We start from the raw sequence: 15,186 nt of genomic DNA, 5'->3' as shown, positions 1-15,186 counted from the left end.
TAACCATAAAAATTATCTGGTTATTTGATCGAAGGGACAACATGCTCTTCGCCGGAGTTGTATATTTATTGTCCAACCCAAAGACAAGGAGCGCACCATGCCACACCCAGAACAGTACTGCCACTCCTGCGGAATGCCACTTTCCGCACCCGATGCCCGTGGCCCGAGTGACCACTATTGTGCTTACTGCACCGACAGCGAAGGTAACCTGAAGTCCTGGGAAGAGGCCGTATCCGGTCTCGCGCAGTTTCTCGATTCCTGGCAAAACGTGGGCAACGAAGAAGCGCGCAAACGCGCCGTTCGTTATCTGACGTCGATGCCCGCCTGGGCCGATCGGGCTTAACTATTTGTTGGAGATTGTGGAACCCTCGTTACACCGTGGGTTCCTTTATTTTCGGCGCATTGGCCTCGTCATATGCCGCCTGCGCAGCCAGTACGGCATCCATATTGTGTTCAACCCAGTGAGCCAGCACCGAGACGGTTTCCGTCAGCGTGCGCCCGAGAGGTGTGAGACTGTACTCAACCGATACCGGCACGGTATAGAACACTTCACGGGCAATAATGCCGTCGCGCTCCAGCTTGCGCAGTGTCTGGGTCAGTACCTTTTGTGTGATCAACCGAATATCCCGCTTCAGACCGTTAAAACGCATCGGCCCGTTCTCCAGGCGCGCCAGCACTAACAGTGCCCATTTATCCGCCAGACGCGACAGCATGTCGCGCGTGGGGCAGCGGTTATCATAAATATCGTAAGGAATGGACGGCTTAATCATAACGACAAATTCTCGTAGTAGGTTTCCTCAAGGAAACGTAGTGACCTTTGGGTGCCTTCTTCCGCAACCGCAGCGGGGTGTGTATAACTCAAACCTAAGTTTCTATTTGATACTAAGGTGCCAGAAATGGCAAAAATTCTCCTACAGGATTGAAAGGAAAAAGGATGATTACGCGGTTAAATCAGGCATTTATTAGCCTCACTTCGCACCCGGATTTTGGCAAGCTGTTGCTGCGCCTGACCTTTGGCGTGCTGATGCTATTCCACGGCGTTGCCAAAGTGCAGCATGGTGTAAGCTGGATCGCCGGTATGCTGGCGGCGAAGGGATTACCTGGGTTTATCGCTTACGGCGTATTTATTGGTGAAATCATCACTCCGCTACTGATTATTATTGGGCTGTTTACCCGCCAGGCGGCGTTTATTTACGCATTTAATATTCTGGTCGCCACATTACTGGTGGGCATGGGTAAATTCTTTACCCTGACCGACGTTGGTGCGTGGGGTCTGGAAAGTGAGGCGCTCTATTTCCTGGGTGGCCTGAGCATTATGTTTTTGGGCGCGGGGAAATATGCCCTGTCTGCCGATAAAGAAAAAGAATGGCGTTAGTTATCTCTCATTAACAGGAGAAAAATATGTCAATTGTTGTGGTTTATTATTCTGGTTATGGGCACACCAAAGCCGTAGCGGAAAAAGTGGCCGAAGGCGCGAATGCACAGCTTATTTCAGTAGATAATAATGGTGACATTCAGGAGAGCGACTGGCAGGCGCTGAATGACGCGAAGGCGATCATTTTTGGTGCCCCGACCTATATGGGCGGCGTGCCGTGGCAGTTTAAAAAGTTCGCCGACGCCAGCTCCAAAGCCTGGTTCACTCGCGCCTGGCAGGACAAAGTGTTTGCCGGCTTCAGCAACAGCGCCAGCCTGAATGGTGACAAACAGGTTTCGCTGCAATACCTGCAAACCCTGGCGTCACAGCATGGCGGCATCTGGGTCAGCCTCGGCCTGCTGCCCGCTAACACGCTGGCCGCGACGCGCCAGGACATTAACAACCTCGGTGGTTCTGTCGGCCTGCTGGTGCAGTCTCCGTCCGACGCGGGTGCCGACAAAATCGCCTCTGGCGACCTGGATACCGCAGTGAAATTCGGTCAACGCATTGCGGATATTACCCGTCGCTTTAACTGAGTTTGCCTGGTTTGAATAAGATAAGGCCGGGGTGACCTGGCTTTATTTTAACAATACGGGCCTTAACGCCAGCAGCAGAAATGCGATCAACCGACAACACCGATATTTTTATTAGACAGTTCTGCTCATTTAGCCATGATTCTTTTCACCGCATTCGCTATTTCCGGCAATCCAGAACCGTTGTCCCAACGCAGATATCGATATGATTTCATCATCGGCAACATGTTCTCAGGTGACACACCGGCATCGATCATCAGTATTTTCTTATCAGAATTCATTAAGCTCATAAAAAATGTTGTGAATTCAGCCAAGGGCCAACCACTGCGTTTAGCAAAAAAATTATCCGTTAAAATAAACAGACCAATATCAGCCTTATCTATGCCTTCATTAACTTTCAGAACGATATTATCGCCATAGTCAATTTCATAAGTATCAAGCCATGTCGCAACATCGTTGGCCTGTAAGTAAGAGTGTAGAGGAAAAACAATATTGTTTTTGTCTAATGATGAATGACTTAAAAAAACCTTTGCTTCTCTTTTCTTGAAATCGATATATTGAGGGTATTCTTTTTCCAGAACATCTCTTTCTGACCAAAGAAACGGGTGTCCACCACCATTTGCAGTTATAAAAAGATCGACCATTTCTGCATTAAGCAATGTTACTACGTTGTAGGGTAAAATATCCTTTACGAACATATTATGTCTTTTTATTTTTTCAGGATAATTATCACGAAGCCATTGCTCAAAATACACAGGATCCTTTTGCAAATTCACGGCAACATGAAATGAAAGGCAATATGGATTATTGTTCACGACAAGGCCGACCATAGTTGCATAATCTTTATCGAAATGATTAAGGATATCTTTGATAAACTTTTTCTCTTGCGTTCTGGAACCGTAATCACATTCGAACATATATAAAAAGTCATGACTCATTTCAACCTCCTTTTCTTAAACAATGTCAGGGATAACGTTAGTCTATTCCCTCAGTAAAAACGCATCAATCCGTGGTTCTCGCGAATTGCTCCATGCTTATCAGCTTATTGCCGTCGCGGTGTTCAATACGCAGTGTATTGCCTTTGATGATCAGTACCGGATTCTGATCAGGATGCACCACATTCACCCACTCTCCCTTACGGTTTTTTTCCACGACTTCATAGACGGAAGGGTTGCCATCATCCATCAAAAACCAGTAGCGCAGACGGTTTTTGAACGTATCCGGCCCGGTGACCAACGTACGCGGTTTGTTACTGGTGGTGATTTGCTGGTACGTGTCGGCATATGCAGCCCCGGCAGCAAAAGTGATAAGAATAAAGATCAGTATTTTCATTGGGATCACTCGTAATTTTTATCATTCAGCGTAGCAAATTCCTGCAGCAACCACAGTCGAGATTGTTACACGGCTTGTCATTTTGCGTTTTCATGACGGCGCAAGAAACGGTCATTCCCTCCAGGCCGTTTATCAGGTAAGGCCATTCTCAACCGTTTTTGACCTGTGGCGTGGTGTGGCGCTTATCGATATGTTGGTTGCCCTTTGCGCACAACCGCACTCATCCCTCTATTTGTCAAACTGCGTATTAGATCACGTTTCATTCCTTCATCCCGGTTCAGCCTGTTGAACTCTATATATTTTCCACCCTCCCGGATGGATAAACTTTATATCAACAGCAAGAGGGCAAAATGATGGCGGGAAAAGGGTGTAATTCGCTGATTCGCGCAGAAAAAATATTAACTCACATCGCCTATGTTGGCGTGGCGAGCTATATGGAACTGTTAAAAGAATTTCAGCTTCCCAAAAGCAGCTTGCTTAATTTATTAAATGTGATGGTGGATTGTGGCTTTTTGGTTAAAAACGAGAGTAACCAGTATGCGCTGGGGATTAAAAATTATGAACTGGGTTGTCAGGCGTTACACCGGAAAAATATTTTCGAAGTGACCAAACGCCCCATGCAGGAACTGTCGATGAAAAGCGGGCTGGTGTGCCATTTAGGCGCGATGGAGAGTTATTCAGCCATCTACCTCGACAAAGTCGAAAGCCCAAGTTCTGTACCCACACGCAAAAGCTGGATTGGTAAAAAGCTGGAATTGCATATCACCGCGCTGGGCAAGGCATTATTAGCATGGAAACCTCGCGAAGAGATTGATTATTTTTTAAATGCGTTAACCCTGAAAAAACACACCAGCAATACGTTTACCGATAAGAAACTGTTTCTGGAGGAGTTACAGAAAACGCGACTACGGGGATGGGCCATCGACAATGAAGAGTCAACTTATGGTGCCGTCTGTTTAAGTATGCCGGTATTTAATATGTATAACCGGGTTAACTATGCGATCTCCTTATCGGGTGACCCGATTGTTTATTCGGGTAATAAGATCGACGGTTATCTGGAATTGCTTCGGCAATGCGCCGGACAAATATCATATGGACTGGGATACAGGAATGACAACGAATATTTAAGAAAAGGAAACTGAAGTAATGAAGACATTCAGGGGAATTATTCCGCCAGTCTCCAGCACGTTTCATCGCGACGGGACAATCGATAAAACAGCGATGCAACAGGTTGCTGATTTTCTCATAAAAAAAGGCGTGGACGGACTTTTTTATCTGGGCACCGGCGGCGAATTCAGCCAGATGAACGCCAGTCAACGGATGGCTTTCGCCGAAAACGCTATCGCAGTGGTTGCCGGGCGGGTCCCCGTATTAATTGGTGTCGGCTCCCCTTCGACGGACGAAGCCGTGAAACTGGCGCGCCATGCCGAGGCCAGTGGTGCCGACGGCATCGTCGCAATTAACCCCTATTACTGGAAAGTCGCCCCGCGCAATCTGGATGATTATTACCAGCAAATCGCCCGCAGTGTCAGTTTGCCAGTGATCATTTATAACTTTCCGGATCTGACCGGTCAGGACTTAACGCCGGAGACCGTCAAACGGCTGGCGCTGCAAAATGAGAACATCGTCGGCATCAAAGACACCATCGACAGCGTGGGTCACTTGCGCGCAATGATCAACACTGTCAAAGCCGTGCGTCCTGAGTTCGCGGTGTTCTGTGGCTACGATGATCACTTACTGAATACGCTGCTATTGGGCGGTGCGGGTGCGATTACCGCCAGCGCCAATTTTGCGCCGGACTTATCCGTGGGCATTTATAACGCCTGGCGCAATGACGATCTCGCTACTGCCGCCACGCTGAATAAAAAACTGCTGCAATTACCGTCGATTTATTCCTTGGAAACGCCGTTCGTCTCCCTCATCAAGTACGCAATGCAATGTGTTGGGTTGCCCGTGGAGACATACTGCCTGCCACCTATCTTAGAGGCATCGGAAGAGGCAAAAGAGAAAGTTCATGCGTTATTGATGGCGCAGGGAATTTTACAACCACAAGGGGGCACCATGTCGGTTCGCGATATTTTAGATAACAACAGCCAGGATATTTATTGCGTCAGAACCCATGCCGCAGGGCCGCAGGGTGAACTGCCGCTCACACCTGACATGTTGATTAACCGCCCCAGCGGCGACATTTTTGGCATGACCATGAATGCGGGCATGGGCTGGACACCCGACGAACTGGATCGGGACGGTATTTTACTGCTCAGCACGCTGGGTGGACTACGCGGCGCAGACGGCAAACCTGTTGCGCTGGCACTTCATCAGGGGCATTACGAGCTGGATATACAGATGAAGGCGGCGGCAGAGGTGATCAAGACGCACAACGCTCTGCCCTATGCCGTCTATGTCTCCGACCCTTGTGATGGTCGCACGCAGGGGACAACCGGGATGTTTGATTCGCTGCCGTACCGGAATGACGCCTCCATGGTGATGCGCCGCCTGATCCGTTCTTTGCCCGGCGCAAAAGCGGTTATCGGCGTGGCCACCTGCGATAAAGGCCTGCCGGCAACCATGATGGCACTGGCGTCCCAGCACGACACAGCGACGGTACTGATCCCCGGCGGTGCGACCTTGCCTGCCCGTCATGGAGAGGACAACGGTAAGGTACAGACCATTGGCGCACGCTTCGCCAACGGAGAACTGTCGCTACAGGCCGCACGTCGTGCGGGCTGCCAGGCGTGCGCCTCTTCCGGTGGCGGCTGCCAGTTTCTGGGTACTGCAGGGACATCGCAGGTCGTGGCGGAAGGCCTTGGGCTCGCGCTTCCCCATTCCGCGCTGGCCCCTTCCGGCGAACCTGTCTGGCAAGAGATCGCCAGAGCCTCCGCGCGGGCTGCACTGCACCTGAGCCAACGCGGCATCACCACCAAAGATATCCTCACTGATGAAGCGATTGAAAACGCCATGGTGGTGCACGCCGCATTTGGCGGTTCCACGAACCTGCTGTTGCATATCCCGGCCATTGCTCACCAGGCCGGTTGCCGTATTCCAACCGTCGAGGACTGGACCCGCATTAATAAACGGGTGCCGCGACTGGTGAGCGTGCTGCCAAACGGGCCGGTTTATCACCCTACCGTGAATGCCTTTATGGCGGGCGGCGTACCGGAAGTGATGTTGCACCTGCGTAACCTGGGTCTGCTGCACGAAGAGGTCATGACCGTCACGGGCTGTACGCTGAAAGAAAACCTCGACTGGTGGGAGCACTCGGAACGGCGTCAGCGGTTTAAAGCACTGCTACGTGCGCAGGAACAGGTCGAGCCGGATGAGGTGATCATGTCACCGCAACAGGCGCACAAACGTGGCTTAACCTCCACGATCACCTTCCCGGTGGGTAATATCGCGCCGGAGGGTTCGGTAATAAAATCGACGGCTATTGATGCCTCGGTCATTAACGAACAGGGGATCTATTACCACAAAGGCGTAGCCAAAGTTTACACGTCCGAAAAAACAGCCATTTACGATATCAAGCACGATAAAATTAAAGCCGGAGATATCCTGGTGATCATTGGCGTTGGCCCATCTGGTACCGGGATGGAAGAGACCTATCAGGTTACCAGCGCACTGAAACACCTCTCTTACGGTAAATATGTATCACTGATTACGGATGCCCGTTTCTCCGGGGTTTCTACCGGTGCCTGTATTGGCCATGTTGGGCCAGAAGCACTGGCGGGAGGTGCAATCGGGAAATTACGCACCGGGGATCTGATAGAAATTAAAATTGACTGCCGCCAACTCCAGGGAGAAGTCAATTTCTTAGGTAGCAGCACCGATAAAAAATTACCATCACGGGAGGAAGCCAGCGTTATTTTACATGCCAGAAGTAGCCATCCGGATCTGATGCCAGATCCTGAACTGCCAGACGACACGCGGCTTTGGGCCATGCTTCAGGCGGTGAGTGGAGGAACCTGGCGCGGATGTATTTACGACGTCGATAAAATAAATGAAGCTCTACGAGGCGCTATAAATAAATCCTGAAAACAATAAACCGATAAGAACATCTTCACCCTAACTAATTCAGACTGTTGACGAAAATATCGCGACAGCCTGGATTATGGTGGGTTATTACCTGAATAATGAGAGGTCGTTATGCCACTATTTATCGTTGTGGCAGGTATTGCTGTACTCCTGCTTTTAACCATAAGAATTAAATTAAATACCTTTGTTTCTTTAATTATTGTGTCGATAGGCGTCGCCATCGCCAGTGGAATGCAACTCAGTAAAGTTGTCGCCTCAGTTGAGTCCGGGCTTGGCGGCACGCTCGGCCATATCGGCCTGATCTTTGGCTTTGGCGTTATGCTTGGCCGATTGTTAGCCGATGCCGGGGGCGCGCAACGTATTGCGCTAACAATGTTGAAATATTTCGGTGCGAAAAAGCTGGACTGGGCCGTCGTCTGTTCTGCGTTTATCGTCGGGATTGCGCTGTTCTTTGAAGTGGGGCTGATTCTGCTGGTGCCCATTTTATTTGCCATCGCCCGCGAAGCCAAAATTTCGCCGATGTATATGTGCGTGCCTATGCTGGCTGGTCTGTTAGTGGCGCACGGTTTTCTGCCACCCCATCCTGGCCCGACGGTGATCGCCAGAGAATATGGTGCCGATGTGGGCATGGTGCTGATTTATGGCATTGCGGTCGGTATTCCCTGCTTTATTCTCTGTGGACCGTTGCTGAATAAAGTGTGCCAGCGCCTGATCCCGGAAGCGTTTAAAAAAGAGGGCAATATTGCTTCCCTTGGCGCAACCCGCACCTTTAGTGAAAGCGAGATGCCAGGGTTTGGTATTAGCTTCTTAACCGCCATGTTGCCGGTTATTTTGATGGCGCTGGTGACCATAATGCAGATGGCACGGTCGAAAGATGCAGGCGACCCGGGTGTGCTCTTTAATATCATGCTGTTTTTAGGCAACTCCACCATTGCGATGCTGATTTCCCTGCTGTTCGCCATCTACACAATGGGCGTAGGCAGGGGAAAAACCATCCCGGAACTGATGGATTCCTGCGGTAAAGCGATTGCCGGCATCGCCGGTCTGCTGCTCATCATTGGCGGCGGTGGCGCGTTCAAACAGGTATTAATCGACTCGGGTGTCGGTCAGTATATTTCCACGCTGGTATCGGGAATGGACATCAACCCGATTCTGATGGCCTGGGGCGTTGCCGCCTTCCTGAGGATTTGCCTGGGTTCAGCAACGGTGGCGGCCATCTCTACCGCAGGGCTGGTCATCCCGCTACTGGCTGCACATCCAAACACCAACCTCGCGTTGATTACGCTGGCGACAGGTGCAGGTTCCTGCATTTGCTCTCATGTCAATGATGCCAGCTTCTGGATGATTAAAGATTTCTTCGGGCTGACCACCAAAGAGACATTACTCTCCTGGACGCTGATGTCGACACTGCTCTCCATATCCGGATTGCTGTTTATTCTGCTCGCCAGCATGGTTATCTGATTATCACTCACCTTCAGTGAACCGTCCGCACGGTTCACTGGCTCCCCCACTTTTCGCAAAACACCTCAATGTGTTCATCCTGAAAGTCAGCCAGCCGCTCGATGATGGTCTCGAGCGGCCAGTCCCACCAGGCGATTTGCTGCAACTGACGGGCAACCTGTGGGGAAAATCGCAAACGAATAGTTTTCGCCGGTACACCGCCGACAATGGTGTACGGCGCAACGTCTTTGCTCACCACTGCACCCGCGGCGATAACAGCCCCGTCGCCCACAGTGACACCAGGTAATACGATCGCCGCATGACCGATCCATACATCGTTGCCAATAATGACGCTGTCGCCGCGACGGCGGGCGAAGAAGTCGTGATCGCGCGTGGCGCTGGCAGAGTAGTATTCCGGGCAATAGGTAATGCGGTGCTGTGACGGGCGTTCCATCGGGTGATTCGGCGCGCCAATGCGTACGTTATTGGCAATTGCTGTGAATTTACCGATCTCCGCGTCGGCTACGGTGCAGTACTCCCCCAGGTAGGAGAAATCCCCCAGCATGCTGTACTCCATCAGGCTATTGGCGAGCACTTCGCACTGTTGGCCGATCCTGCATTCGCGCAGGCGAACCGTCGGATCGATCCAGGTTTCCGCTAATTTTACGAGCTTCATCGCTTATTCCCCTCATCACAGATAGCGCTACTGTATGAGAGATCTGTGTAGGGAAAATGACGGGCCAGATATTTATCACCCAACTCGTCCATTGATCTGCTTCCCATTCAGGTAATGCTTTCATCATGCCGGAATTGAGTTTCCTAATGGCAAAGAATTTCGGTTAAGAATCAACTTAATTGTAGCCAATACTAAGGAATGAAAGATCTGCACAGGGCAAATAACATTTTATGATTGGCAGCGCCTATATATATACATGCCATAAATACATTTATTGCCGCACCAACTGTAAGCCTATAAGATATGCCGCCAGGACAACACTGTACGATTAAATGGAATAGTCATGACCAAAACAAAAGGGCTTTTGCTCCTGGTAGTACTCGTTATTGTCGTTAACGTTATTTTCTTCTTTGCCGCTGATGACAAGAAAACAAAACAAGAAACATCCAATACAGACGCAGCACACGCACAGACAGCCGCCGCCGTTGATGCGCCTCATCAAGGTTACCAACGTCATCAGGCAGGTTACGGGCTGAGCCTTGAACTGCCAGAAACATGGGTATTGATGTCAGCAGAACAAACCAAAGAGCTTGAAAAAGTCAGCGAGTCTGTAACCGGTATCTCCCGGGATGATAAAGCCATTTCGCTTTCCGCCAATGCAAACAAAGACGGCAAGTTAAACACCGCGACGGTAAGAGTGGTTTTCACGGATAAGTCGTTTGGAAAAGATGATTTACTCCACCTCACCCGCAGTAATATCGACGATGTTTGCGAAGTGATCTCGTCGTCATTAACGCCGTCACTGGAAAAGATCAACAGCACACTCACCAGCGCGGTCACCTGCTCATTATCCACTGTCAATAACACGCCCGCATTTCTTGCTGAGTTTCATCGCAAAGGTATCCTGGACAATGACGACTGGGAGGTGAAGAGCTACCAGCTCCCGCTTGCGGAAAAAACGGCTGTGCTGACCGTTACCTATAACGTCACGAGCCAGGCCAGCAAAAATGAAATCGATACGGTATTACACAGTGTGAAATTTAACTGACAGATACTCAGCGTATTCAGTTTTTTTCGATAGCGGTCAACGTACAGCAATATTGACCGCTATCGGCAGGTTACTCTTAAGACTCACGCCATTCTTTCAACGCAGCGATATCTTTTGGCGTGAAGGCGCTTTTTCAATATTCTGCGTAGTCAGTCCACTTATTCTGATTACTATCATCATTTCTTTTTTTATCGTTCGATTCTGATTTTTCCCGGTACATCTGGATCGATCTCAAACGTTACCGTCACTATTTTCCACATATCGAATCGGGTGTTATCTAACGTGTAATTAACGGAATGCTTCATGCCCGATTTAAACACGTAACCCAACGTTGGCAGACAACGGTCACCCTCAGGAATAAAGGGATTCTTATAGAAAGCGTGGTTTACTGTTTCGCCCGAAGCACTGGATATCTCGGCAGCAATGATGCGATCACCATACTGTGAGGGATAGGCAATACAGATGCTCCCGTTTCGGAGCGACACATTTGCAGTAACCCTATCCGCCATACGATCAGAATAACCCGGGCAACCGGATAACAAGAGAACAGCGCTCAGTAACAGGTAGGGTTTCATTGCTCATGATCCTCTTCCGGTGATGATCTTTTTATACAATGCAGGAATGTCGTGGATATTATCATCTCCCCTATATTTACCTCCACCTCGAGGTTGTTGGAACGCCAGCCACGTTGATAATCCATAGACTAAAATTAACCAGTAATCGGCAAAGATAGATGCTTGTTGTTCAAGGGGGTAGTCTGTAAGTTTTTCCTTGTCGAGCCTATAGTAGTAATTCGCCGCCCAGCTAAACAAACCTCGTGTACGTACCCACTGGCCATGTTGATGTTGCCAGACGTGTCCTAACTCATGAATAAATATATGCTTATCCATAAGAGCCACGCTGATGTCAGAAAAATCATCTTTATAGAGCTCTTTTCTGAACCAAAGTTCGCCATTTGGCGCCATCGCAAATTTTGGATGTTGCCAGCCAAAAGGTAAGTAACTGTCACAATGTACCCAGACACGGCTGTAAACAATCGAATCACCATAAATCCGGCGCGCCATTACAATCTCACTCTGCGTCATAAGCCGCAGAGTCCCTTCTCCACTTCCTGTGGTCATTGTTCCTTCCTTTGGTTCACATTTTATTGCGCACCATTATCGGGGAAAGGGATTTTTGTTTTTCCGTGTGAAAACGCAGAAATAACAAATTCGGATTTTATTTTCATAGAAGAGACAAGCAAACAGATGATATGAATTAAACCATACAAATATCGATTATTCATCTCATCACAAATAACGATAAAGTCACTTCGCGACCGAATTTAAAACTGCGATGTAGAGTCACTGCGGGCAATTTTTCGCCCTTAGATCAGGATAATGGCAGACATTATCCTGAACACACCGATGATATGCCATGGCAGTTGCTCTTGTGGTACAACAATTAACTCGCGCTGAGAAAGCGGAGCATAATCTCTTCATTATAAATCCTGCACATGAGCATACCCGGCGCTATCACTACCGCCGGGTTCATTGAGATCACGCGCCTAACATTTTACGCTTTGCTCTCCCATCCCGCTTTCAACGCAGCGATATCTTTTGGTGTGGTCCGGCAGCATCCGCCGATAAGCTTCGCGCCCGCCTCCAGCCATTGCGGCAAATAGCCCGCCAGCGTTTCGCTCGCGTCACCGTGGCTGCACCACGTTTTAGTGACGGCATCGTAGTGCTCGCCAGAGTTGGGATAAACCACCAGCGGCAGCGCGGTCAGGCTTTGCAGGTGTTTCAACGCCGGGGTAGTCTCTTTCAGCGCAACACAGTTGATGCCCAGCGCCACAATCTGCGGATAGGCCGCCAGCACGCTAACCACCTCGCGCAGTGGTGTTCCATCGCTTAAATGCTCGCTGTCGCGCAGGGTAAACGAGAACCAGGCACGGGCGCGGGGATACTCGCTCAGCAAATCCGCCAGCGCTTTGCTTTCGGCAAAAGACGGCAGCGTTTCGCAAGCCAGCAGATCGGCACCAGCATCCAGAAGCGCCTGCACCCTCAGGCGATGAAAGGCGATAAACTCCTCATGGCTGCGCACATAGTCACCACGGTATTCCGAACCATCCGCCAGATACGCGCCATAAGGCCCTACAGAACCGGCCACCAGTAACGTACCTGCGTTAGTTTTTTCAGCGAGAAACGCTTCGCGCGCCTTACGCGCCAGCTCCACGCTCTTACCAATCAGCGCCAGCGACTGCGCCTCATCCAGCCCGCGGGCAGCAAAGCCTGCAGGTGTGGCCTGGTAGCTGGCGGTGATCGCCACCTGCGCCCCGGCACGAAAATAGTCGAGATGCACTTCGCGGATCAGCGCCGGGTTTTCCATCAGCACCTTGGCGGACCACAGGCTATCGGCGAGGTTGCATCCGCGCGCTTCCAGCTCCGTTGCCATGGCCCCATCCAGCACGATAAACGGCTGTTTTTCGAGGATGTGGCTCAGCGGATTATTCTGCGACATGTTCAGGCTCCTGCGTTTTCAGGGTTCGGGTCAGATAGTACGCACCATAACACAGGGCGACAAACGGCAGCCCGCAATAGAGGGCAATTCTCTGGCTGGGATCAAACGCCAGCCCGATGCAGGCGACCAGGCACAGCACAAAACCCAGCACCGGCACCAGCGGATACCAGGGCGCGCGGTACTGCAAGTCACTCAGCGGTTTTCCGGCCTGAAGATGGCGACGGCGGAACATAAAATGCGCGGCGCAGATGCTGATCCACACCGCCACCACCGCAAAGCCGGAGATCGCCGACAGCGCAACGAACACCGTGTCGGGTGCGACGACGCTGGAGAAGAGTGCCAGCACACCCCCGAGCATCGACACGGACAATGCCGTCAGCGGAACACCGTTTTTCGTGACGCGAGCAAAGCAACGCGGCAGCGTGTTTTCATTCGACAGCGACCAGAGCATACGACCGGAGGCATACAGCCCCGAGTTCGCCGCCGAGAGGATCGCCGTCAGGATAACGAAATTGAAGATGTCCGCCGCATACGGGATGCCCACCTTTTCGAACACCAGCACGAACGGGCTTTTCTCTACCCCGGCCTGCTGCATCGGGATTAGCGCCGCCAGCACGCACACGGTACCAATAAAGAAGATCACCAGCCGCGCAATGGTGCTGCGAATGGCAACCGGGATCGCTTTATGCGGGTTTTCCGTTTCCCCCGCCGCAATGCCAATCAGTTCCGTGCCAGAGAACGCAAAGTTAACGGCGACCATGGTCATCAGGATCGGCAGTGCGCCGTGCGGCAACCACCCTTCCACCGTAATGTTCGATAACCCCGGCGCGGGAGAGCCATCCTGCATGGGGATAAAGCCAAAGATCGCCGCGCCGCCCAGCACAATAAAGACAATGATGGTGACCACTTTCACCAGCGAGAACCAGAATTCACCTTCGGCAAAAAAGCGGGTAGAGATAACATTCAGACCAAAGATGACCACGCAGAACACCACGCACCATATCCATACCGGGACCTGCGGGAACCAGTACTGCATGCAGAACCCGGCGGCGGTAAAGCTGGAGCCGAGCGCCACCGTCCAGGTCAGCCAGTAGAGCCACGCGACGGTGTAGCCAGTCGCCGGGCCAAGGTAACGGCTGGCATAAACGTGAAACGCGCCGGTTTCCGGCATGGCCACGGAGAGTTCGCCCAGACACTGCATCACCAGCCAGACCACCAGTGCGCCAATCAGGTAGGCGAGCAGCGTTCCCGCCGCCCCGGTGGTCGAAATGATATAACCGGTGTTGAAAAACAGCCCGGTACCAATCACGCCGCCGAGCGACAGCATGATCAGATGGCGGGTTTTCATCGTCCGCTTAAGCTGTACTTTTTCTGGTTCCTGTTGCGTCTGCATATCACCCTTCTAAACGTGTAGACATCTAAACATCCATAGATATTTGTTATATCGTGATTGGTAGCAAAAAGCCAGATGAATGGTGGCGGTGAGTAGATCGGGCAAATGGGGAATTCAACAGGCAGTAACGGCCTGTTGCAGGAAGACAGCCTTTTGATTTTTAGGGGTTATTCACTTTCAGAGGATGAAGGAGCAATAAGGGCAATAATCGCCTTGCGTTTTTCAGCATCAACTTTGGCCCAATGGCTGATCAATGAGGCCAGGTCATCGTCTTCGGCATAAAAATAGGCCAGTGGGACTTCCAGCACGCGGGCGAGTTGCTGGACTATTTCGATGTTTGCCTGATGAATACCGTTCTCATATCGATTGATTCGCGGGCTGGCAACAAACTCATCAATCCCGGCCAGAATGCCGAGCTGCTTTTGCGACAACCCTTTAGCAAGGCGCGCTGTCTTTAGCCGCCGACTGAACACTTCGTTATGAGCAATGGAATTTTTCATGGCTACGATAATCGTAGTTATCCATTGCCTTCGATACTACGAAATACGTAGAGCAGTAAGCTATCCCCTTCTTTGCATTACCATTGCATCAAAGCTAGATCTTGTTTCCAAAACTACGAAAAACGTAGCATTTATTCTATCCGATCAAACTACGAATAACGTAGTATTAGCAGTAAGTGATTAATCTAAACAGAAGGTCGAACAAAATGGATGACCTGCCCCCAGTATTAACCACAATAATCAGTTAGTAATATCGGTTTGTTTATCTTCGTTTTTTCCATTTCGCCAGCCTGCTGCAAACTCCGCTGGCGTCAGATAATTC

Annotated in this window: 16 protein-coding genes and 1 pseudogene; 8 read left to right on the top strand and 9 right to left on the bottom strand. The window is 50.6% G+C overall.

What is annotated here, in order from left to right; genetic code table 11:
- Positions 1-97: 97 nt before the first annotated feature.
- Positions 98-343 carry a zinc ribbon domain-containing protein gene (locus ABGA49_RS08960; protein WP_061498034.1) on the top strand — a complete coding sequence of 82 codons (246 nt, stop codon included), beginning with the start codon at positions 98-100 and terminating at the stop codon, positions 341-343.
- 28 nt (positions 344-371) lie between these two features.
- Here the strand turns inward: ABGA49_RS08960 and ABGA49_RS08955 are convergent, their stop codons facing one another.
- On the bottom strand, positions 372-770 hold the full coding sequence (locus ABGA49_RS08955; protein WP_061498036.1) for a helix-turn-helix domain-containing protein: 399 nt from the start codon (positions 768-770) through the stop codon (positions 372-374).
- A 164-nt stretch (positions 771-934) separates the two neighbouring features.
- Between ABGA49_RS08955 and ABGA49_RS08950 the strand changes: the two genes are divergently transcribed.
- A complete protein-coding gene (locus tag ABGA49_RS08950; RefSeq protein WP_061498038.1) occupies positions 935-1,375 on the top strand; it encodes a DoxX family protein in 441 nt (146 codons plus the stop codon).
- A 26-nt stretch (positions 1,376-1,401) separates the two neighbouring features.
- Positions 1,402-1,950: a flavodoxin family protein gene (locus tag ABGA49_RS08945; RefSeq protein WP_347665456.1), complete on the top strand. Its 549-nt coding sequence runs from the start codon at positions 1,402-1,404 to the stop codon at positions 1,948-1,950.
- Positions 1,951-2,075: 125 nt separating this feature from the next.
- Here ABGA49_RS08945 and ABGA49_RS08940 read toward each other — a convergent pair whose 3' ends face one another.
- Together ABGA49_RS08940 and ABGA49_RS08935 are read right to left on the bottom strand one after the other, a co-directional pair.
- On the bottom strand, positions 2,076-2,885 hold the full coding sequence (locus tag ABGA49_RS08940; protein WP_088237310.1) for a toll/interleukin-1 receptor domain-containing protein: 810 nt from the start codon (positions 2,883-2,885) through the stop codon (positions 2,076-2,078).
- A 64-nt stretch (positions 2,886-2,949) separates the two neighbouring features.
- A complete protein-coding gene (locus ABGA49_RS08935; RefSeq protein ID WP_061498044.1) occupies positions 2,950-3,279 on the bottom strand; it encodes a hypothetical protein in 330 nt (109 codons plus the stop codon).
- Between the two features lie 353 nt (positions 3,280-3,632).
- Here ABGA49_RS08935 and ABGA49_RS08930 point away from each other — a divergent pair, with 353 nt between their 5' ends.
- The 4 genes and pseudogenes from ABGA49_RS08930 to ABGA49_RS08915 all read left to right on the top strand — a co-directional run bounded on the left by ABGA49_RS08930 (position 3,633) and on the right by ABGA49_RS08915 (position 8,769).
- Complete coding sequence (locus tag ABGA49_RS08930; protein WP_061500206.1) at positions 3,633-4,421, top strand: IclR family transcriptional regulator; 789 nt, start codon at positions 3,633-3,635, stop codon at positions 4,419-4,421.
- 4 nt (positions 4,422-4,425) lie between these two features.
- A pseudogene (locus ABGA49_RS08925) lies at positions 4,426-5,322 on the top strand (dihydrodipicolinate synthase family protein); the annotation flags it as partial.
- Positions 5,323-5,340: 18 nt separating this feature from the next.
- On the top strand, positions 5,341-7,308 hold the full coding sequence (locus ABGA49_RS08920) for a YjhG/YagF family D-xylonate dehydratase (RefSeq protein ID WP_088237308.1): 1,968 nt from the start codon (positions 5,341-5,343) through the stop codon (positions 7,306-7,308).
- A gap of 111 nt (positions 7,309-7,419) precedes the next feature.
- Positions 7,420-8,769: a GntP family permease gene (locus ABGA49_RS08915; RefSeq protein WP_347665455.1), complete on the top strand. Its 1,350-nt coding sequence runs from the start codon at positions 7,420-7,422 to the stop codon at positions 8,767-8,769.
- A gap of 34 nt (positions 8,770-8,803) precedes the next feature.
- On the opposite strand, the gene ABGA49_RS08910 is transcribed toward ABGA49_RS08915, so the two are convergent.
- The gene (locus ABGA49_RS08910; protein ID WP_088237306.1) at positions 8,804-9,424 is read right to left on the bottom strand and encodes a DapH/DapD/GlmU-related protein; all 621 of its coding nucleotides are present in this window, start codon (positions 9,422-9,424) and stop codon (positions 8,804-8,806) included.
- A gap of 343 nt (positions 9,425-9,767) precedes the next feature.
- Between ABGA49_RS08910 and ABGA49_RS08905 the strand changes: the two genes are divergently transcribed.
- Complete coding sequence (locus ABGA49_RS08905) at positions 9,768-10,472, top strand: hypothetical protein (protein WP_061498057.1); 705 nt, start codon at positions 9,768-9,770, stop codon at positions 10,470-10,472.
- A 188-nt stretch (positions 10,473-10,660) separates the two neighbouring features.
- Here the strand turns inward: ABGA49_RS08905 and ABGA49_RS08900 are convergent, their stop codons facing one another.
- The 5 genes from ABGA49_RS08900 to ABGA49_RS08880 all read right to left on the bottom strand — a co-directional run bounded on the left by ABGA49_RS08900 (position 10,661) and on the right by ABGA49_RS08880 (position 14,864).
- On the bottom strand, positions 10,661-11,047 hold the full coding sequence (locus tag ABGA49_RS08900) for a putative T6SS immunity periplasmic lipoprotein (RefSeq protein WP_347665454.1): 387 nt from the start codon (positions 11,045-11,047) through the stop codon (positions 10,661-10,663).
- A gap of 3 nt (positions 11,048-11,050) precedes the next feature.
- A complete protein-coding gene (locus tag ABGA49_RS08895; protein ID WP_061498060.1) occupies positions 11,051-11,593 on the bottom strand; it encodes a hypothetical protein in 543 nt (180 codons plus the stop codon).
- 433 nt (positions 11,594-12,026) lie between these two features.
- On the bottom strand, positions 12,027-12,971 hold the full coding sequence (gene mmuM, locus ABGA49_RS08890) for a homocysteine S-methyltransferase (RefSeq protein WP_347665453.1): 945 nt from the start codon (positions 12,969-12,971) through the stop codon (positions 12,027-12,029).
- Positions 12,958-14,364, bottom strand: a complete 1,407-nt coding sequence (gene mmuP / locus ABGA49_RS08885) for an S-methylmethionine permease (protein WP_061498064.1) — start codon at positions 14,362-14,364, stop codon at positions 12,958-12,960. The genes mmuM and mmuP overlap by 14 nt, the downstream gene beginning before the upstream one ends.
- 167 nt (positions 14,365-14,531) lie before the next feature.
- Positions 14,532-14,864, bottom strand: coding sequence for a helix-turn-helix transcriptional regulator (locus ABGA49_RS08880; protein ID WP_347665452.1), 333 nt, complete (start codon positions 14,862-14,864; stop codon positions 14,532-14,534).
- Positions 14,865-15,186: the final 322 nt, after the last annotated feature.

The sequence above is a fragment of the Kosakonia sp. WA-90 genome (assembly GCF_039871955.1).
Lineage (GTDB): Bacteria > Pseudomonadota > Gammaproteobacteria > Enterobacterales > Enterobacteriaceae > Kosakonia > Kosakonia oryzendophytica.
Note: the sequence above shows the minus strand (reverse complement) of the source record. Positions and strands in the feature narration are given on the sequence as shown.